Raw genomic sequence first — 15988 nt, 5'->3', positions numbered from 1 at the left:
ACGGCCGGGGATCCGCACAACGCCCAGGAATATGCCGCCGTGATATTCAGACCGTCGGCACGACTCAGACCGCCAGTACGACTCAGACCGCCGGCGCGGCTCAGACCGCCGGCACGACTCAGACCGCCGGCACGACTCAGACCGTCAGTACGACCTTGCCGAAGAGATCGCCGCCCGCCATCTTCTCGAACCCCTCGCGGGCCCGGTCCAGCGGCAGCACCGAATCGATCACCGGCCGTACCCCGCGCGCGGCGCAGAAGCTCAGCAGGTCCTCCAGCTCGTCCTTCCCGCCCATCGTGGAGCCGACGACCTTCAGCTCCAGGAAGAAGATCCGGTTGAGCTCGGCGGCCTTCGGGTTGGGGCCGCTGGTGGCGCCCGAAATCACCAGGGTGCCGCCGGGCTTGAGGGACTTGACCGAATGCGACCAGGTCGCGGCGCCCACCGTCTCGATCACGGCGTCCACCCGGCGCGGCAGCCGCTCCCCCGGCTCGTACGCGCCCTCGGCGCCCAGCTCGACGGCGCGGGCCCGCTTGGCCTCGTCACGGCTGGTGGCCAGCACCCGCAGCCCGGCGGCCGCGCCCAGCACGATCGCGGCGGTGGCCACACCGCCCCCGGCGCCCTGGACCAGGACGCTGTCGCCGGGGCGCACCCCCGCGTTGGTGAACAGCATGCGGTACGCGGTCAGCCAGGCCGTGGGCAGACAGGCGGCCTCCTCGAAGGAGAGCTCCTTGGGCTTGGGCAGCACATTCCAGCTGGGGACGGTCACCTTCTCGGCGAAGGTGCCCTGGTAGCGCTCGGTGAGGATGGAGCGGGGCTCCTTCGGGCCGACGCCGTGTCCGCTCTGGCCGATGACGGAGTGGAGGACGACCTCGTTGCCGTCCTCGTCGATCCCGGCCGCGTCACAGCCGAGGATCATCGGAAGCGACTCCTCGCCGAGGCCCACACCGCGCAGCGACCACAGGTCGTGGTGGTTGAGCGAGGCGGCCTTGACGTTCACGGTGGTCCAGCCCGGCCGGGCCTCCGGCTCGGGGCGCTCCCCCAGTTCGAGGCCGCTCAGCGGCTGGTCACGGTCGATACGTGCGGCATAGGCAGCGAACATGATCCCGACCTTAGGCCGCGGGGCGACCCCACGGAACCGCACCACGGTGTGACCCCGCTCGCCCGCCGGGCAGCTCGCCCGCCGGACAGCGCACGGGCCGGACAGCGCACGGGCCGGGCCGCCCCTCCGGCTGAGGGGCGGCCCGGCCCGTAAACGCACCTGGCCGTCAGCGAACGCCACCCGGGCCCCTGGCGGGGCGGGCGGGCGGGGCGTCAGCGGCGGGCGACGCCCTCCGCGCGGGCGGCCGCGGCGACGGCCGCGGTCACAGCGGGGGCGACCCGCTCGTCGAACGGCGAGGGGATGACCTTGTCCGCGCTGAGCTCGTCGGCCACCACGGCGGCCAGCGCCTCGGCGGCCGCGAGCTTCATGCCCTCGGTGATCCGGGAGGCCCGGACCTGGAGGGCGCCCGCGAAGATGCCGGGGAAGGCGAGGACGTTGTTGATCTGGTTCGGGAAGTCGCTGCGCCCGGTGGCGACCACGGACGCGTACTGGTGGGCGACGTCCGGGTGGATCTCCGGGTTGGGGTTGGCCATCGCGAAGATGAAGGCGTCCGGCGCCATCTTGGCCACCGCGTCCTGCGGCACCGTGCCGCCGCTGACGCCGATGAAGACGTCGGCGCCGTCCAGCGCGGCCTCCAGGGACCCGGTGAGTCCGGCCTTGTTGGTGAAGCCGGCCAGCTCGCGCTTGACGTCGGTGAGGTCCTCGCGGTCCGGCGAGACGACGCCCTTGCGGTCGCACACCGCCACATCGCCGATGCCCGCCTCGGTGAGGATCCGGGCGATGGCCACACCGGCGGCGCCCGCCCCGGAGATGACGGCGCGCAGCTGGCCCAGCGCGCGGTTCGTCAGCTTGGCGGCGTTGCGCAGCGCGGCGAGGGTGACCACCGCCGTGCCGTGCTGGTCGTCGTGGAAGATCGGGATGTCGACCCGCTCCTGGAGCTTGCGCTCGATCTCGAAGCAGCGGGGCGCGGAGATGTCCTCCAGATTGACGCCGCCGAACGAGGGCGCGAACCGGGCGACGGTCTCCACGATCTCGTCCACGTCCCGGCAGTCGAGCGCGATCGGCACCGCGTCCACACCGCCGAACTGCTTGAAGAGGATCGCCTTGCCCTCCATCACCGGAAGGGACGCCTCCGGACCGATGTCGCCGAGCCCCAGCACCGCGCTGCCGTCCGTCACCACGGCCACGACCTGGGACTTCCAGGTGTAGTCATGGACGAGCTCGGGCTGCTCGGCGATCGCGCTGCACACCTTGGCCACGCCCGGTGTGTACGCGAGGGACAGATCGTCCCGGTCGCGCACCGGCACGGTCGCCTGGACGGCCATCTTGCCGCCGCGGTGCAGGGCGAACGCCGGATCGAAGGGCTCCCCGTCGGTCACGCCTTCAGCTCCTTCGCCGCTGCCGCTTGTGCTGTCGCTGCGAGGATTGACCATCTCCGCTGCCACTGTTTTGACCCCTTTGTCGTTTTTCTGTCGAGGGTATCCGCCCCAGGTTCGGAGCGGGCGGGCACCGCGTCGTCCCATTCAGCGGATGACCACCGCATGGGTGTGGGTACGAACGCCGGGCGCGTCGCACACGCGCCCTGAGCCCCGGGTGAGGGGTGTAGCCGTCTGTTCTACCTGAAGCGCGCGTCGAGGGACGAACGAGTTCTGGTGCCATGACGCCGGAAAACCAGCCATTACGCCTGAAGGCGGGCAAAGCTCTAGGGAAAGTCCACGCCACCGTCACGCGCCGTTCCCCGCATGATCATGAGCCTGCCCCGCGTCACCGGCCGCCACTGTCGGGCCGGTACCGCTGTCCGGTTGTGCACCACGGGGATCGCCCGTTATCCGATTTTGACATGGCCAGCGGCCCGTACGGGCCCGTGCGATGACAAGATGCCCCAATCACACGAGATCGCGGCACCCACAAACGTGTTCCCCAGATCTCGCCCCCTCACCCTGCCGGAGGAATCAGCATGACCGCCAGCTTCACGCCCCGTGGGGCCACCCTGAAGTCCCGGATGGCCCCCGTCGGCGCGATAGCGGTGGTAGGTGCCCTGCTGCTGACGGGCTGCGGCGATCAGACCGACAAGGCCACGGGCGGGTCCAACAGCAACTCCGCCCCGCTGTTCAACCAGCTGCCCAAGGAGATCCAGAGCTCCAAGGTGATCAAGGTGGGCTCGGACATCAACTACCCGCCGGTCGAGTTCAAGAAGAACGGCCAGGTCATGGGCATCGACCCGGATGTCGCCGACGCCCTCGGCAAGCAGCTCGGGGTGAAGTTCGAGTTCAACAACGGCACCTTCGACACCCTGCTCTCGGGTCTGCGCTCCAAGCGCTACGACATCGCCATGTCGGCCATGACCGACAACAAGGGCCGCCAGGAGGGTGTCGACCCGGACACCGGCAAGAAGGCGGGCGAGGGCGTCGACTTCGTCGACTACTTCACCGCGGGTGTCTCGATCTACACCAAGAAGGGCGCCAACTCGGGCATCAAGACCTGGGACGACCTGTGCGGCAAGAAGATCGTCGTGCAGCGCGGCACGGTCTCCCACGACCTGGCCAAGTCCCAGTCGAAGACCTGCCAGAAGAAGGGCAAGGGCAAGATCTCGGTCGAGGCGTTCGGCAATGACACCGAGGCCCAGACCCGGCTGCGCGGCGGTGGCGCCGCCGCCGGCTCCAGCGACTTCCCGGTCGCCGCGTACGCGGTGAAGACCTCCGGCGGCGGCAAGGACTTCGAGCTCGTCGGCGATCAGGTGGAGGCGGCCCCGTACGGCATCGCCGTCGCCAAGAAGAACACCCAGCTGCGCGATGCCCTCAAGCAGGCCCTCGCCCTGATCATCGCGAACGGCGAATACGACAAGATCATCGCGAAGTGGGGCGTCAAGGACGGCGCGGTCACCAAGGCCATCATCAACGGCGGCAAGTGATCCGGCCCTCCCCCGTCCGCGCTCGCGCTGAAAGGCACCATCCGTGACTACTAAGATCGAAAAGGCGGGGCCGGTCGACGTCCCGCCGCCGGCGCCGGAGAGCATCAAGGCCATCCCGGTGCGGCACTACGGCCGCTGGGTCGCCGCGATCATCGCCATCGCCCTGATCGCGCTGCTGATCTCCGCCTTCGCCCGCGGTGACGTCAACTGGAACGCCATCCCGGACTACTTCTTCGACGGCGAGGTCCTCAGGGGCGTTCGCAACACCGTCTGGATCACCATCCTCTCGATGGTGCTCGGCGTGGCCCTCGGCGTCATCCTCGCGGTGATGCGGCTGTCGAAGAACCCGGTGACCGCCTCCATCGCCTGGGGCTACATCTGGTTCTTCCGCGGCACCCCGGTCTATGTGCAGCTGCTGGTCTGGTTCAACCTCGGCCTGGTGTTCGACTACATCAACATCATGCCGATCTACAAGGACGAGTGGTCGGACTTCATGACCCCGTTCCTGGCCGCCCTGCTGGGCCTGGGCCTGAACGAGGCCGCGTACATGGCCGAGATCTGCCGGGCGGGCATCCAGTCGGTCGACGAGGGCCAGTCCGAGGCCGCCCAGGCGCTCGGCATGAGCCACGCCAAGACGCTGCGCCGGGTGGTGCTGCCGCAGGCGATGCGGGTGATCGTGCCACCGACCGGCAATGAGTTCATCAACATGCTCAAGACCACCTCGCTGGTGATCGCGGTGCAGTACTGGGACCTGCTCCAGGCCACCTCCGAGGTCGGGCAGAACTCCGGCGCCACGGCGGAGATGCTCTTCCTGGCGGCCGCCTGGTACCTGATCCTCACCTCCGTGCTCAGCGTCGGCCAGTACTACCTGGAGCGGTACTACGCGCGCGGCTCGAGCCGTAGCCTCCCGGCCACCCCGCTCCAGCGGGTCCGGGCCAATCTCCTCTCCTTCAGCAACCGCTCCGGAGGTGTCGGCGCATGACCGCCATGGTGAAGGCCGAGGGCGTCCACAAGTCCTTCGGCCCGGTTCAGGTCCTCAAGGGCATCGACCTCGAGGTCGCCCCGCGTGAGGTGTTCTGCCTGATCGGCCCGTCCGGCTCCGGCAAGTCCACCTTCCTGCGCTGCATCAACCACCTGGAGAAGATCAACTCCGGGCGGCTGTACGTGGACGGCGATCTGGTCGGCTACCGCCAGAAGGGCGACAAGCTCTACGAGCTCAAGGACCGCGAGGTCGCCGAGAAGCGGCGCGACATCGGCATGGTGTTCCAGCGTTTCAACCTCTTCCCGCACATGACCGCGCTGGAGAACGTGATCGAGGCGCCGGTCCAGGTCAAGCGGGAGTCCAAGGCGGTGGCCCGGGAGCGCGCGCTGAAGCTGCTGGACCGAGTGGGCCTCGCCGACAAGGCGGCCAACTACCCCTCCCAGCTCTCCGGCGGCCAGCAGCAGCGCGTGGCGATCGCGCGGGCGCTGGCGATGGAGCCGAAGCTGATGCTCTTCGACGAGCCCACCTCGGCGCTCGACCCGGAGCTGGTCGGCGATGTGCTCGATGTGATGCGCGGGCTCGCGGAGGACGGCATGACGATGATCGTCGTGACGCATGAGATGGGCTTCGCGCGCGAGGTCGGGGACTCGGTCGTCTTCATGGACGACGGCGTGGTGGTGGAGTCCGGGCATCCGCGGGAGGTGCTGACCAATCCGCGGCACGAGCGGACGAAGTCGTTCCTGTCCAAGGTGCTGTAACCGGATCGGCGGAATTCGGCTGGGGTTCGGTGGCGCCCCGAAGGGGCGCGGGGCCGTGTCGACATGCGGCTCCGCCGCGCGGGCGCGACCAGCCACGACGGCGCCGCGGACGATCGACGGCAGGTCAGGGCACTTCCAGCGGAGCGCTTAGGCGCGGCACATGTGTGAGGGCGGTACGGGCCGATGGCCGTACCGCCCTCGCGCACTCCGCCCCGGGATCACTTCAGCCCGAGCACCATCGCGTCCGAGGGCGAGCACCAGACGGCCCGCGCCTCCCCGAAGCCCGCCGCGCGCAGTGCCCCGGCATGCCAGGCGACGGGCTGCGTCTCACCGTCCGCGTGGTCGCCGTCCGCCGGATCGCCGAAGATCGAGAACCGCTCGGCGACCGGCCCCGCCAACACTTCGTCCCGCGCGGCGGTCTGCCACCAGTCCACCCAGTCCTGGGTGCCCTCGGCCCTGGCCCGCGCCTGCCGCGCCTTCTGGTACGCGTGGTCGGCCGCGTTGAGCCGGGGCGTCTCCGGATCGGGCATGTGGTCGGCGTTGAGGAACACCCCGCCCTCCCGCACCACGCCCGCGACCTGCCCGTACAGCACCCGCAGCTCGTCCGAGCGCAGCCAGTGGAGCGCCGTGGCGGTCAGGACGGCGTCGTACGCACGGTGCGGCAGCCGCTCGGTCCACGCCGGGTCGCGCAGATCGGCGGTCACGAACTCGGCGCGCGGCTCGGCGGCGAAGTGGCCGCGGGCGATCGTCAGGAGCGCGGGGTCGAGGTCGACGCCGGTGCTGGTGGCGCCCGGGAACCGGCGCAGCGCCCGGTCCGAGATACTGCCCGTGCCACACGCCAGGTCGAGGATCCGGGGCTCCGGGCCGACGACGGCCTCGACCGCGTCGAGCATCACCCGGAACCGTTCCTCACGATCGGGGAGGTACCACTCCTGCTGCCGGTCCCAGCTCCGCTGCCACGCCTGCCAGTCCGCCACGGCGACGGTGTCCGTCATCGAGCCCCTCCAAGCCATGCGTCATCGTCTCGGCGCAGCCGCCCGTAATACCCTCGTAGGCAGAACGCCTCTTACCTGACCTGATGTGACCCTAGACCGCCGTTCGTAAGGACCACAAGTGGAACTGGCTTATTACTCGGATCTCGCCGTGCGCCTGGTCAACAGCGAGGAGCCGAGCCGCGGCACCGACACCCTGACCTCGGTGGAGGCCGTACGGGCGCTCTTCGGGGAGAGTCAGGCCCGGCGGACGACCGACGCGGATGTCACCCGGCTGAGGTCGGTCAGGGCCCGGCTGCGCGCGGTCTTCGAGGCGGCGGCGGGCGGCGACGAGGTACTGGCGGTGGACCTGCTGAACGCGCTGCTCATCGAGTTCCCGGTGAGTCCGCAGATCTCCGGCCATGAGCTCCGCGACGAGGACGGCCGCCCCAAGTGGCATATGCACATCGCGGACTACGCCGCCAACGCGGGCGCCGGATACGCCGCGACCGCCTCGATGGGGCTGGCCTTCCACCTCACCGAGCTGGGCGCCGACCGGCTGGGCATCTGTGAGGCGTCACCCTGCCGCAACGCCTATCTCGACACATCGACAAATCGTTCCCGGCGCTACTGCTCCGACCGCTGCGCCACCCGCGCCAATGTGGCCGCCTACCGCGCCCGCAAACGCCTGGACGCCGAGCGGACGGCCGGCGCCGAGCGCAGCCGCCACCAGGACCGCGAGCCCACCGGCCGTACGGCGGACACCGCCCAGGAGACCAGCCCGGCCATCGACCGCTGACCACCGCGCCCGGCGCCCCGCAGCGGCCGCAGCCGCACCCAGGCCCGGGCCACCACCAGCTCGTCCGGCACGACGCCGAACTCCCGGCTGTCGTTCTCCACGTACGGGTTGTCGCCCCTGACCCACCAGCCGCCCTCGCGCCGCTCCACCGCGCGCTTGACGATCAGCAGATCCTGCCGGAACGGATGGCGCAGAACCACCACGTCCCCCGGCCGTACGGGCGCGCCGTAGCGCACCACCAACTGGTCGCCGGGGTACAGCGTCGGCTGCATCGACGGGTTGTACACCTCCGCGAGCCCGATCCGCAGCAGCCCGCGCTGGTCGCGGTCCGACTCCTGCCCGCGATCGCCCTGCTGCTCCCGCATCACGGCACCTCCGGTCCTCACCCTGCACCCATCACGATCCCAGGCATCCCAGCCTTGCACTGGACTTTTGACCTAAGCCCCCCGGGGCACCCGAGAAAAGGCTTCCCCCACGGAGTAATCTCGCACCTGAGAAGACGATCACGAATGGAAGGACAGCTCTATGCTCTCCCGCCTGTTCGCCCCCAAGGTTCAGGTCAGCGCCCACTGCGACCTGCCCTGCGGTGTGTACGACCCGGCCCAGGCCCGCATCGAAGCCGAGTCCGTCAAGGCCATCCAGGAGAAGTACCAGGCCAACGAGGACCCGCACTTCCGCGCTCGTGCCACCACCATCAAGGAGGAGCGCGCGGAGCTCGCAAAGCACCATGTCTCGGTGCTGTGGAGCGACTACTTCAAGCCCCCGCACTTTGAGAAGTACCCCGAGCTGCACCAGCTGGTCAACGACGCCCTCAAGGCCCTGAGCGCGGCCAAGGGCTCGACCGACCCGGCCACGGGGCAGAAGGCCCTGGACTACATCGCCCAGATCGACAAGATCTTCTGGGAGACCAAGAAGGGCTGACCCGGCCCTCTCTTAGCACCACGAGACCGCACCCGAGCCGCCCCGAGTGGCCCGGGTGCGGTCTTCTTTGCCCTGAATGCCCTTGCCGGGCACCGGGATTGGCGCCTCGCCTCACCCCCGCGGGCTGATGCCCGCCACGGTCAAGTGCAGCAGCCGGGTCGCCTCGGTGGCGGGGTCGGGGTGGTGCTGAGTGGTCAGGGCGATGCCGGCGATCAGGGTGACCAGGTCGACCGGGGTCACGCCGGGGGCCACCGCACCGGCCCGTTCGGCTCGTCGCAGCAGGGGTTCGCCCGCCTCGGCGAGGGTGTTCACGCAGGGGTTCGCGTGCTCCGGGTCGAGTTCGCCGTCCCGTAGGAGCGCGGTGGCCAGACCCTGGACCGTTGCGGAGTAGACGGTGAGCGCGCCCAGCCAGTCGAGCAGGGCGGCCCGTACGTCGTCCGCCTCCGCGAGTTCGCGGGCGCGGGCGGCCAGGGATTCGATGCGCTCGCGGAAGACCGCTTCCAGCAGGGCCCGCCGGGTGGGGAAGTGGCGGCGCACGGTGGCCGAGCCGACTCCGGCGGTGCGGGCGATCTGTTCCAGGGAGGCGTCGGCGCCGCGTGCGGCGACCTCCTCTTCGGCGACGGCGAGGATGCGCGCGTAGTTGCGCCGGGCGTCCGCGCGCTGGGCGGGCATGGCGTCACCTCCGGGTTGCTAAGTGGCGGGGGCCTCCGTATCGTACCGAGTCATAAGTGGCGGGGCCCGCCGTTTAGTGTTCTCAGTCGACTTGCCGATCAGTCGATACCTTCTGCCCGAGGAGCAGCAGCATGACCGTGGAATCCCCGACGTCCGCCACGACCTCCGCCCCCGTCCTCGTCACCGGTGCCACCGGACAGCAGGGCGGCGCCACCGCCCGTGCCCTGCTCTCGGCGGGCGTTCCCGTGCGGGCCCTGGTCCGCGATCCGGCCGGCGAGCGGGCCAAGGCCGTGGCGGCGCTCGGTGCCGAGCTGGTCGGCGGCGATCTGCTCGATCTCGACTCGGTGCGGCGGGCCGCCGAGGGGGCGCGTGCCGTCTTCTCGATCCAGATGCCCGATATGAACGATCTCCAGGGCGACTCCGAGTGGATCCAGGGGCGCAACCTGATCGAGGCCGCGCGGGACGCGGGGGTGGCACAGTTCGTGCACACCTCCGTCTCGGGCGCCGGGCAGCACCACACCGCGCCCGGCTGGGCGGAGGGCCGCTGGGCGGCGATGGAGCACTACTTCGCGACCAAGAGCGGCCTCCAGGACCGGATCCGGGAGGCGGGTTTCCGCCACTGGACGCTCCTCAAGCCCGCCTTCTTCATGGAGAACTTCCTGTCCCTGCTCCCGAACGGCCCCGAGGGCGGCCTGGCCACCATCCTCGAGCCCGGCACCGAGCTCTCCCTCATCGCCGTCGCCGACATCGGTACGGCGGCGGCCGCGGCCATCGCGGAGCCCGAGCGGTTCCATGAGGTCGAGCTGGAACTGGCGGGCGACCACATGACCATGACCCGGGTCGCCGAGGTCCTCTCCGAGGTCACGGGCGCCGAAGTGACCGCCCCGTCCATGACCGTGGACGAGGCGCTCGCCGCCGGGATGCCGCAGTGGGGCCTCGGGCACGGGTGGCTGAACGCGGTCGGCCAGCCCGCCCGCCCCGAGTTCGCGCGGGCCCTCGGCCTCCCGCTCACCGGCTTCGCCGAATGGGCCGGGCGCCATCTGCGGCCCGCGCGGCCCGCGGTGGTCTGACCCCCGCGTGCCCCAAAGCGTCCGCTCCGGGCTCCCGGCTGTGGTTGATGCCCGGACCGGAGTGGACCAGGCTGGAAGGGAGCCCTGGTGGACGGACCCGGTGCCGTCCCCGGAGGGATGGCGAGGATGAAGTGCTCTGCTGCTGGCCGACGCGCTCGCCCACCCCTGCGGCTCCCTGAGCGGCACCTGCGAGGGCGTGCTGGACGACGTCGCGCTGCTGCTCGCCCGCACCCGCGCCCTGGACGCGGCGCACGTGGCCACCTGGGACGTGCCCGCCGACCCGGCGTGGGTGGCGCGGTTCCGCCGGAACGTGACGCAGCGGCTGACCGAATGGGGGCTCGACGAGGCCGTCTTCACCACCGAGCTGGTCGTCAGCGAGCTGGTCACCAACGCCATCCGGCACGCCGTCCCGCCCATCCAGCTGCGGCTGATCCATGACCACTCGCTGATCTGCGAGGTCACCGACTCCTCCAGCACCGCCCCGCATATGCGCCGCGCCCGCACCTTCGACGGGGGCGGCCGCGGGCTGCTGCTGGTCGCGCGGCTCAGCCAGCGCTGGGGAAGCCGCCAGACCGCCGAGGGCAAGACGATCTGGTCGGAGCAGACGCTGCCGGTGGGGCTGCCCGGCGACCTGCTCGGCCTGGACCGACTGGACTGAACGGCCCGGGGCGGCGGGGGAGCGACCGTGGACGTCAGAAGCGCCAGCGCGTCTGGCCGTACTCGCCCTTGCGGAAGCCGAACGCGGTGGCCGGGGCGACCCGGTAGACCAGGGCCTCATGGCTCTCGTGGTGGACGGCGCCGTCGCGCACCTCGAAGGTCCACTCCTCGCCGTACTTCTCCACGTACGCCGCGGCGATCCGCCGCAGCGTGGCGTCATCCCGCACCGGCTCGGCCGTGCCCTCGACCACCAGGTCGAGACCCTCGCGCAGCACGCCCGCACCCGTGGTGAGGACGCAGCGCGGATTGTGCGCGAGGTTGCGGGCCTTCTGTTCAGTGGGGCCGGTGCAGAAGCAGAGCGCGCCGTCGAGCCAGACGGCGACCAGCGGGGTGACGTGGGGGCGACCGTCCCGGCGGACCGTGGACAGCCAGTAGAGCTCCGCGGCCGCCAGCCCCGCACGCCCCTCCGGCCAGGCGGTGGCGGTGGCGTCCGGGCTGCTGAAACGGGTGTCCAGCGCGGTCTGCGGTTCGTGCTCGGTGATCATCTGCTCGCTCCTCGCATGGCGTGGCGGTCCGGTGCGGTCCCGTGTGCTTGGACCGCCCGGCGGAGCGAAAGTCATCGCTCGCCACACCTTCGGGGTTACGAGTTCGGGACTACGCGTTCGGGACTACGCGTTCGGGGCTACGAGTTCGGGGCTACGAGACCTCGGCGGGACCGGCGAGCCCCAGGATGTCGAGCTCGTCGGGGGTCGGGGACTCCTGGAAGCGCAGCAGCGGGCTCTCGTTGCGGACCAGCCACTGGCGGTACGCGACGCTCGCCCAGGCGATCTCGAAGTACGCGTCCGCCAGGTCGCCGAAGAGGGCGTCCACGTCGAGGGACGCACCGGACGCCGGGGCGTCGACGCCGATGGGGGCACCGGGCGCCGTGGCGTCGACGCCGATGGGCACACCGGGCGCCGTGGCGTCGACGCCGATGGGCACACCGGCCACCGCGTCCAGGACGGGTTCGGCGGCACCGGTACGGGCCACCGCGTCCGGGACGAGTTCGGTGCCACCGGTACGGGCCACCGCGCCCGGAGCGGATCCGTCAGCGCCGCTACGGGCCGCCGCCGGGACCGCCCGCGAGGCCAGGAACAGCCGGACCGTCAGCGGATCCCCGTGCAGCGGGCGGACCGCCACGCCCTGGCGGGACCGCGCGGTGGGCTGGCAGGGGGTGACCACCTCGCCCGAGGCGACCAGGTCGGCGGCGGTCAGATAGTCCCCGTAGACCACCCTCGGATTGAGCCCCGCGGCAGCCAGCACCCTGCGCAGCCCGGGGCCCTCGCCGTCCACACTGGGGTCCACCATCCACTGGTCGGCGGCGAGGTCGGCGAGCAGCACCACGGGCCGCGCGGCGGCCGGATGGGTTTCGGCCAGCGCCACGAACTGCGGCTCCCGCTCCACGAGCACCCGGCGCTCCACGCCCTCGGGCACCCGCAGCGGCGCGCCCTCGACCTCGTGGACGAAGGCGACGTCCAGCTGGTTCGCGGCGACCATCTGAAGCAGCGCGTTGGCGGAGACGTCGATGTGGATGGTGGTGTCCGCGTCCGGATAGCGGGCGCGGAGCCTGCGCAGCCAGCCGACCACGGCCCGGCTGCCCGTGCTGCCGATGCGCAGCCGGGCGTCTGCGGTCTGCCCCGCCTCCAGCCGGACCTCGTCGACGAGGGCGTTCATCTCGGCCACGATCGACCGGGCGCGGCACAGCACGGACCGCCCCAGCGGGGTCGGCCGACTGCCGGTGACCTCCCGCGAGAACAGCCGGCCGCCGATGGTGTTCTCGATCCGCCGGAGCTGGGTCGTCAAGGACGGCTGGGTCATGCCCAGTTGCCGCGCCGCCTTCCGTAGGCTGCCGGTGTCGGCTATGGCGCACAGTGCACGGAGGTGCCTCACCTCGAGCTCCACGGCGGGAGCATAACTGCGCACTTGTCCGTCACACCAGACTCTGAAATCCCGCCAACCCGTACCGGAATCGATCAATCGGTGGCCAAACACGGGTCAACGGGGTGTCAAACGCCGGTCATCGGCGGGGCCCTGAACGCCCGGCCGGGGGATATGCCCTCGTCCTATCACCGGTTGATATCTCCGCGTGCGGCCGGTTCTCCTCAAGACTCTGCGTCAGCCAAGAGTTCATCCCACGGCCCCGGCCGCCACCCCACACGGCGACCGGGGCCCGAGGACGATGAGGAGTCCCCCACATGTCACTCCCCAAGCTGGCGCTGTCCGCGACCATCGGCCTCGGCCTGGCGGTGTCCCTGTCCGCCATGCCCGCGTCCGCGGCCACGCCCGACCACTCCACGACCCAGCGCGGTGCCGCGGCCGCCGCCTACACGGCGAGCGGCGAGGAGCGGGCCGACACCGACGCCTTCATCAAGGCCGTCATGAAGTCGGCGCTGGAGAAGCGGGCGAAGGCGCGCAGTGCGACGGCGGCCGTCACCGTGACCTACAGCGCGAGCCAGGCCCCGACCTTCAAGTCGGTGATAGCCCGCTCCACCCAGATCTGGAACTCCGCGGTGAGAAACGTGAAGCTCCAGGAGGGCGGCAGCCCGGACTTCACCTACCGCGAGGGCAATGACCCCCGGGGCTCGTACGCGAGCACCGACGGGCACGGCAGCGGCTATGTCTTCCTGGACTACGCCCAGAACCAGCAGTACGACTCGACCCGGGTCACCGCGCACGAGACCGGCCATGTGCTGGGGCTTCCGGACCACTACTCGGGTCCGTGCAGCGAGCTGATGTCCGGTGGCGGCCCCGGCACGTCCTGCACCAACTCGCAGCCGAACCAGGCCGAGATCAACCGCGTCAACCAGCTCTGGGCCAATGGCCTGGCCAAGCTCGAGAAGCAGCTGGCCAAGAGCCACTGAGGCCACTGAGCCCGCCGAACCCACTGATCCGCTGGATCAGGGCCTGACCGCCCGCACCCGGTTCCCGACGCCGGGTGCGGGCGCTCGGCGTGTGCGGACGCGGTATCGGCGCACGCGGCCTCCGGGGCCGCCGCACACGGGAAGCGACGCCACCTCCGGCCGGAGGTACCGTATAGACACCAGGAGCATTTCGCACAAACCGGCCGGATTCCCTCCAGCTGTGGGCCCCGGTCCCAGGGAGTGAGCACCATGGAGACCCTGATCACCGTGGTCGTCATCCTCGCGCTGATCGCCGTGGGCGCCCTGCTGATCCACCGGACCAATGTCCAGAACGGCAACCGCATGTCCCCCGAGAGCCACGAGACCCTGCCGGGCGGCGGACGGCCCCGCCATCGCGCCTGGGGCCGCGGGCGCCAGCACCGGGGCCATCGGGCAACCCCACCCCAGGACCGCCGCCCCTGAGCCCGGCCGCCACCTTCGGCCATGCCCCTGCTTGATTCAGCAAGCCGCGTCTGAGCGCCGCTGCTTCCCCCGAGCGCTCCCTGCGGGGCGTCCAGCGGACCACGCGGCGGCCGGCGGCCGCATACCGAGGTTTTCCCCTCCCCGCCCCTTCCCGCAACGTCCATTTGCGGCTCCGCCGCGCGGCAAGGGCTCCGCCCCTGGCCCCCGAGGCTTGGGGCGGAGCCCCAGCACGCGGCGGAGCCGCATAGCGATGCAGCGGGAAGGGGCCGAGCCCCGGTACAGGGCCTGGGGCGGAACCCCGGCACAGGGCCCAGGGCGGAACCCCGGCACGGAACCCGGAGCAGAGCCCCGGTACAGGGCCCAGGGCGGAACCCCCGGTACAGGACCCGGTGCAGAGCCCCGGTACAGGGCGCGGGGCGGAACCCCGATCCGGGGCCTGGGGCGAAGCCCCGGTACAGGACCCGGTGCAGAGCCCCGGTACAGGGCCCAAGGGCGGAACCCCGGTTCAGGACCCGGTGCAGAGCCCCGGTACAGGGCGCGGGGCGGAACCCCGATCCGGGGCCTGGGGCGAAGCCCCGGTACAGGACCCGGGGCGGAACCCCGGCACGGGGTCTGGGGCGGAGCCCCAGTTTCGGGAAGGGGCGGGGAGGGGAACAGCCGCCGCAGGCGCCACGACCCGCCGCCCCCTACCCCTCCTCGCCCAGCGCCTCCCCCATCGTGGCCACCGGCCCAAGCACATCCAGCATCCGCCCCGCCCGAAGCGTGCGGAGGATCAACGCATCGTCGCAGACCAGCCGCATCCGCCCGCCCCGCTCCCGGACACGCCGATGGGCCCGGCACAGCAGCCCCAGGCCCGAGCAGTCGAAGAAGGCCGTCGGACGTAAGTCCACGATCACCGCGGGCCGGTCCCCGGCCGTGGCCGCGTCCAGCGCCGGTCCCACACTGCCCACCCCGGCGATGTCGATCTCACCGTGGAGCTCCACGACGGTGTACCCGCCGACCCGGTGCGTACGGGCCCGCGCGACCACATCATCGGATCGGCCGGGATCCCCGCTCGCGGGCACCCGCACGGCGTCTTGGGCACCGCGATCCAGCGGCACCGGCGCCTCACGGGGAGCGCCTTGCTGCGTCATCGCGATATCCCCTCGGAACGGCACACTGCCCCCTCTCACCTTCGTCAGGTCCCGGAAGCGGGCAGGGTCGGGCATCGGGTGCGAAATCCGCCGGGTCCCCAGGCGACGTCTCGCGAGCGTAAGGGGGTGACCCCCGGTTACAGAGGGAGGGACGCAGCATTCCGCCAGTAAAGACCGCTCGTCCGAGTGAATTTCGGTTCTTACTATTGACACTTGGTCAGATACGGCCTACGTGAAGGCGTCGCCGCCCCCTCCGGCCACCGGACTCGCCGCGCCCGCGATCGCCGGAGTCAGATCTTCCAGTACTTCGAAGGCGTCGTCCAGCCGGACCGTGCGCAGCAGCCGCAGAAAGCGCGGATCGGCGATGACGAGCCGCAGCCGCCCGTCCCGCTCCAGCACCCGATTGCGCAACCGGCACAGTAAAGACAATCCGGCGCAGTCCAGGAATGTGACCGGCCGTAGGTCCAGGACCAGATCCGGGCACCGCACCTGAACGAGGGAATCGAGCCGAGCCACGATCCGCCCCGCGGCGAAGATGTCCAGCTCTCCCGCGATCTCGGCGACGGTGACGCCGCCGAGCACCTGGACTCGGACGCCGAAGGCGGGCCGATCATCGAACATGCAAGCCTCCTTGACCTGGTGGAGGCGCGCGA

The 15988-nt window shown here is 71.1% G+C and carries 15 protein-coding genes and 3 pseudogenes; 9 read left to right on the top strand and 9 right to left on the bottom strand.

The genetic code is table 11. The annotated features are described in order from the left end of the window. Positions 1-136: 136 nt before the first annotated feature. Both KHP12_RS33450 and KHP12_RS33445 read right to left on the bottom strand, forming a co-directional pair. Positions 137-1099 (bottom strand): zinc-binding dehydrogenase, encoded by a 963-nt coding sequence (locus KHP12_RS33450; RefSeq protein ID WP_164428199.1) that lies wholly within the window; start codon positions 1097-1099, stop codon positions 137-139. Positions 1100-1311: 212 nt separating this feature from the next. Continuing rightward, on the bottom strand, positions 1312-2544 hold the full coding sequence (locus KHP12_RS33445) for an NAD(P)-dependent malic enzyme (protein ID WP_138913861.1): 1233 nt from the start codon (positions 2542-2544) through the stop codon (positions 1312-1314). Positions 2545-3056: 512 nt separating this feature from the next. On the opposite strand from KHP12_RS33445, the gene KHP12_RS33440 reads away from it, so the two are divergent. From KHP12_RS33440 to KHP12_RS33430, 3 genes are read left to right on the top strand one after another with little or no spacing between them, the layout of a single operon-like run. Further along, positions 3057-4010 carry an ABC transporter substrate-binding protein gene (locus tag KHP12_RS33440; protein ID WP_086880712.1) on the top strand — a complete coding sequence of 318 codons (954 nt, stop codon included), beginning with the start codon at positions 3057-3059 and terminating at the stop codon, positions 4008-4010. 43 nt (positions 4011-4053) lie between these two features. After that, the gene (locus KHP12_RS33435) at positions 4054-4992 is read left to right on the top strand and encodes an amino acid ABC transporter permease (protein WP_086880711.1); all 939 of its coding nucleotides are present in this window, start codon (positions 4054-4056) and stop codon (positions 4990-4992) included. 5 nt (positions 4993-4997) lie between these two features. Next, positions 4998-5750, top strand: coding sequence for an amino acid ABC transporter ATP-binding protein (locus tag KHP12_RS33430; RefSeq protein ID WP_037965037.1), 753 nt, complete (start codon positions 4998-5000; stop codon positions 5748-5750). 218 nt (positions 5751-5968) lie between these two features. On the opposite strand, the gene KHP12_RS33425 is transcribed toward KHP12_RS33430, so the two are convergent. Continuing rightward, positions 5969-6745, bottom strand: a complete 777-nt coding sequence (locus KHP12_RS33425; protein WP_211833999.1) for a class I SAM-dependent methyltransferase — start codon at positions 6743-6745, stop codon at positions 5969-5971. Between the two features lie 118 nt (positions 6746-6863). On the opposite strand from KHP12_RS33425, the gene KHP12_RS33420 reads away from it, so the two are divergent. Then, positions 6864-7520: a CGNR zinc finger domain-containing protein gene (locus KHP12_RS33420; RefSeq protein WP_037965021.1), complete on the top strand. Its 657-nt coding sequence runs from the start codon at positions 6864-6866 to the stop codon at positions 7518-7520. A gap of 104 nt (positions 7521-7624) precedes the next feature. Here the strand turns inward: KHP12_RS33420 and KHP12_RS53490 are convergent. Beyond that, a pseudogene (locus KHP12_RS53490) lies at positions 7625-7792 on the bottom strand (S24 family peptidase); the annotation flags it as partial. 253 nt (positions 7793-8045) lie between these two features. Between KHP12_RS53490 and sodN the strand changes: the two are divergent. After that, positions 8046-8441, top strand: coding sequence for a superoxide dismutase, Ni (sodN, locus tag KHP12_RS33410; RefSeq protein WP_086880709.1), 396 nt, complete (start codon positions 8046-8048; stop codon positions 8439-8441). Positions 8442-8552: 111 nt separating this feature from the next. Here sodN and KHP12_RS33405 read toward each other — a convergent pair whose 3' ends face one another. After that, positions 8553-9113 carry a TetR/AcrR family transcriptional regulator gene (locus KHP12_RS33405; protein WP_086880708.1) on the bottom strand — a complete coding sequence of 187 codons (561 nt, stop codon included), beginning with the start codon at positions 9111-9113 and terminating at the stop codon, positions 8553-8555. 131 nt (positions 9114-9244) lie between these two features. Between KHP12_RS33405 and KHP12_RS33400 the strand changes: the two genes are divergently transcribed. Together KHP12_RS33400 and KHP12_RS33395 are read left to right on the top strand one after the other, a co-directional pair. Further along, positions 9245-10183 carry an NmrA family NAD(P)-binding protein gene (locus KHP12_RS33400; RefSeq protein WP_211833998.1) on the top strand — a complete coding sequence of 313 codons (939 nt, stop codon included), beginning with the start codon at positions 9245-9247 and terminating at the stop codon, positions 10181-10183. A 142-nt stretch (positions 10184-10325) separates the two neighbouring features. Continuing rightward, positions 10326-10841: pseudogene (locus KHP12_RS33395) on the top strand (ATP-binding protein); the annotation flags it as partial. Between the two features lie 34 nt (positions 10842-10875). On the opposite strand, the gene KHP12_RS33390 reads toward KHP12_RS33395, so the two are convergent. Both KHP12_RS33390 and KHP12_RS51475 read right to left on the bottom strand, forming a co-directional pair. Beyond that, positions 10876-11385, bottom strand: a complete 510-nt coding sequence (locus tag KHP12_RS33390) for a pyridoxamine 5'-phosphate oxidase family protein (RefSeq protein WP_208652911.1) — start codon at positions 11383-11385, stop codon at positions 10876-10878. A gap of 550 nt (positions 11386-11935) precedes the next feature. Continuing rightward, positions 11936-12781 (bottom strand): annotated as a pseudogene (locus KHP12_RS51475) (LysR family transcriptional regulator); the annotation flags it as partial. Positions 12782-13074: 293 nt separating this feature from the next. Between KHP12_RS51475 and snpA the strand changes: the two are divergent. Together snpA and KHP12_RS33375 are read left to right on the top strand one after the other, a co-directional pair. Further along, positions 13075-13740 (top strand): snapalysin, encoded by a 666-nt coding sequence (gene snpA / locus KHP12_RS33380; RefSeq protein ID WP_086880706.1) that lies wholly within the window; start codon positions 13075-13077, stop codon positions 13738-13740. A 249-nt stretch (positions 13741-13989) separates the two neighbouring features. Beyond that, a complete protein-coding gene (locus KHP12_RS33375; protein ID WP_086880705.1) occupies positions 13990-14202 on the top strand; it encodes a hypothetical protein in 213 nt (70 codons plus the stop codon). A gap of 686 nt (positions 14203-14888) precedes the next feature. On the opposite strand, the gene KHP12_RS33370 is transcribed toward KHP12_RS33375, so the two are convergent. Continuing rightward, positions 14889-15335 (bottom strand): STAS domain-containing protein, encoded by a 447-nt coding sequence (locus KHP12_RS33370; protein ID WP_210609852.1) that lies wholly within the window; start codon positions 15333-15335, stop codon positions 14889-14891. Positions 15336-15563: 228 nt separating this feature from the next. Further along, positions 15564-15956, bottom strand: coding sequence for an STAS domain-containing protein (locus tag KHP12_RS33365; protein WP_211833997.1), 393 nt, complete (start codon positions 15954-15956; stop codon positions 15564-15566). Positions 15957-15988 lie beyond the last annotated feature (32 nt).

The sequence above is a fragment of the Streptomyces asiaticus genome, from assembly GCF_018138715.1.
Taxonomy (GTDB): domain Bacteria; phylum Actinomycetota; class Actinomycetes; order Streptomycetales; family Streptomycetaceae; genus Streptomyces; species Streptomyces asiaticus.
Note: the sequence above shows the minus strand (reverse complement) of the source record. Positions and strands in the feature narration are given on the sequence as shown.

What these genes read in the sequence shown, in the direction of transcription:
- KHP12_RS33450 (WP_164428199.1), bottom strand. Translation starts at nt 1,099, where the DNA reads ATGTTCGCTGCCTATGCCGCACGTATCGACCGTGACCAGCCGCTGAGC.
- KHP12_RS33440 (WP_086880712.1), top strand. Translation starts at nt 3,057, where the DNA reads ATGACCGCCAGCTTCACGCCCCGTGGGGCCACCCTGAAGTCCCGGATG.
- KHP12_RS33430 (WP_037965037.1), top strand. Translation starts at nt 4,998, where the DNA reads ATGGTGAAGGCCGAGGGCGTCCACAAGTCCTTCGGCCCGGTTCAGGTC.
- KHP12_RS33425 (WP_211833999.1), bottom strand. Translation starts at nt 6,745, where the DNA reads ATGACGGACACCGTCGCCGTGGCGGACTGGCAGGCGTGGCAGCGGAGC.
- sodN (WP_086880709.1), top strand. Translation starts at nt 8,046, where the DNA reads ATGCTCTCCCGCCTGTTCGCCCCCAAGGTTCAGGTCAGCGCCCACTGC.
- KHP12_RS33405 (WP_086880708.1), bottom strand. Translation starts at nt 9,113, where the DNA reads ATGCCCGCCCAGCGCGCGGACGCCCGGCGCAACTACGCGCGCATCCTC.
- KHP12_RS33400 (WP_211833998.1), top strand. Translation starts at nt 9,245, where the DNA reads ATGACCGTGGAATCCCCGACGTCCGCCACGACCTCCGCCCCCGTCCTC.
- KHP12_RS33390 (WP_208652911.1), bottom strand. Translation starts at nt 11,385, where the DNA reads ATGATCACCGAGCACGAACCGCAGACCGCGCTGGACACCCGTTTCAGC.
- snpA (WP_086880706.1), top strand. Translation starts at nt 13,075, where the DNA reads ATGTCACTCCCCAAGCTGGCGCTGTCCGCGACCATCGGCCTCGGCCTG.
- KHP12_RS33375 (WP_086880705.1), top strand. Translation starts at nt 13,990, where the DNA reads ATGGAGACCCTGATCACCGTGGTCGTCATCCTCGCGCTGATCGCCGTG.
- KHP12_RS33370 (WP_210609852.1), bottom strand. Translation starts at nt 15,335, where the DNA reads ATGACGCAGCAAGGCGCTCCCCGTGAGGCGCCGGTGCCGCTGGATCGC.
- KHP12_RS33365 (WP_211833997.1), bottom strand. Translation starts at nt 15,956, where the DNA reads ATGTTCGATGATCGGCCCGCCTTCGGCGTCCGAGTCCAGGTGCTCGGC.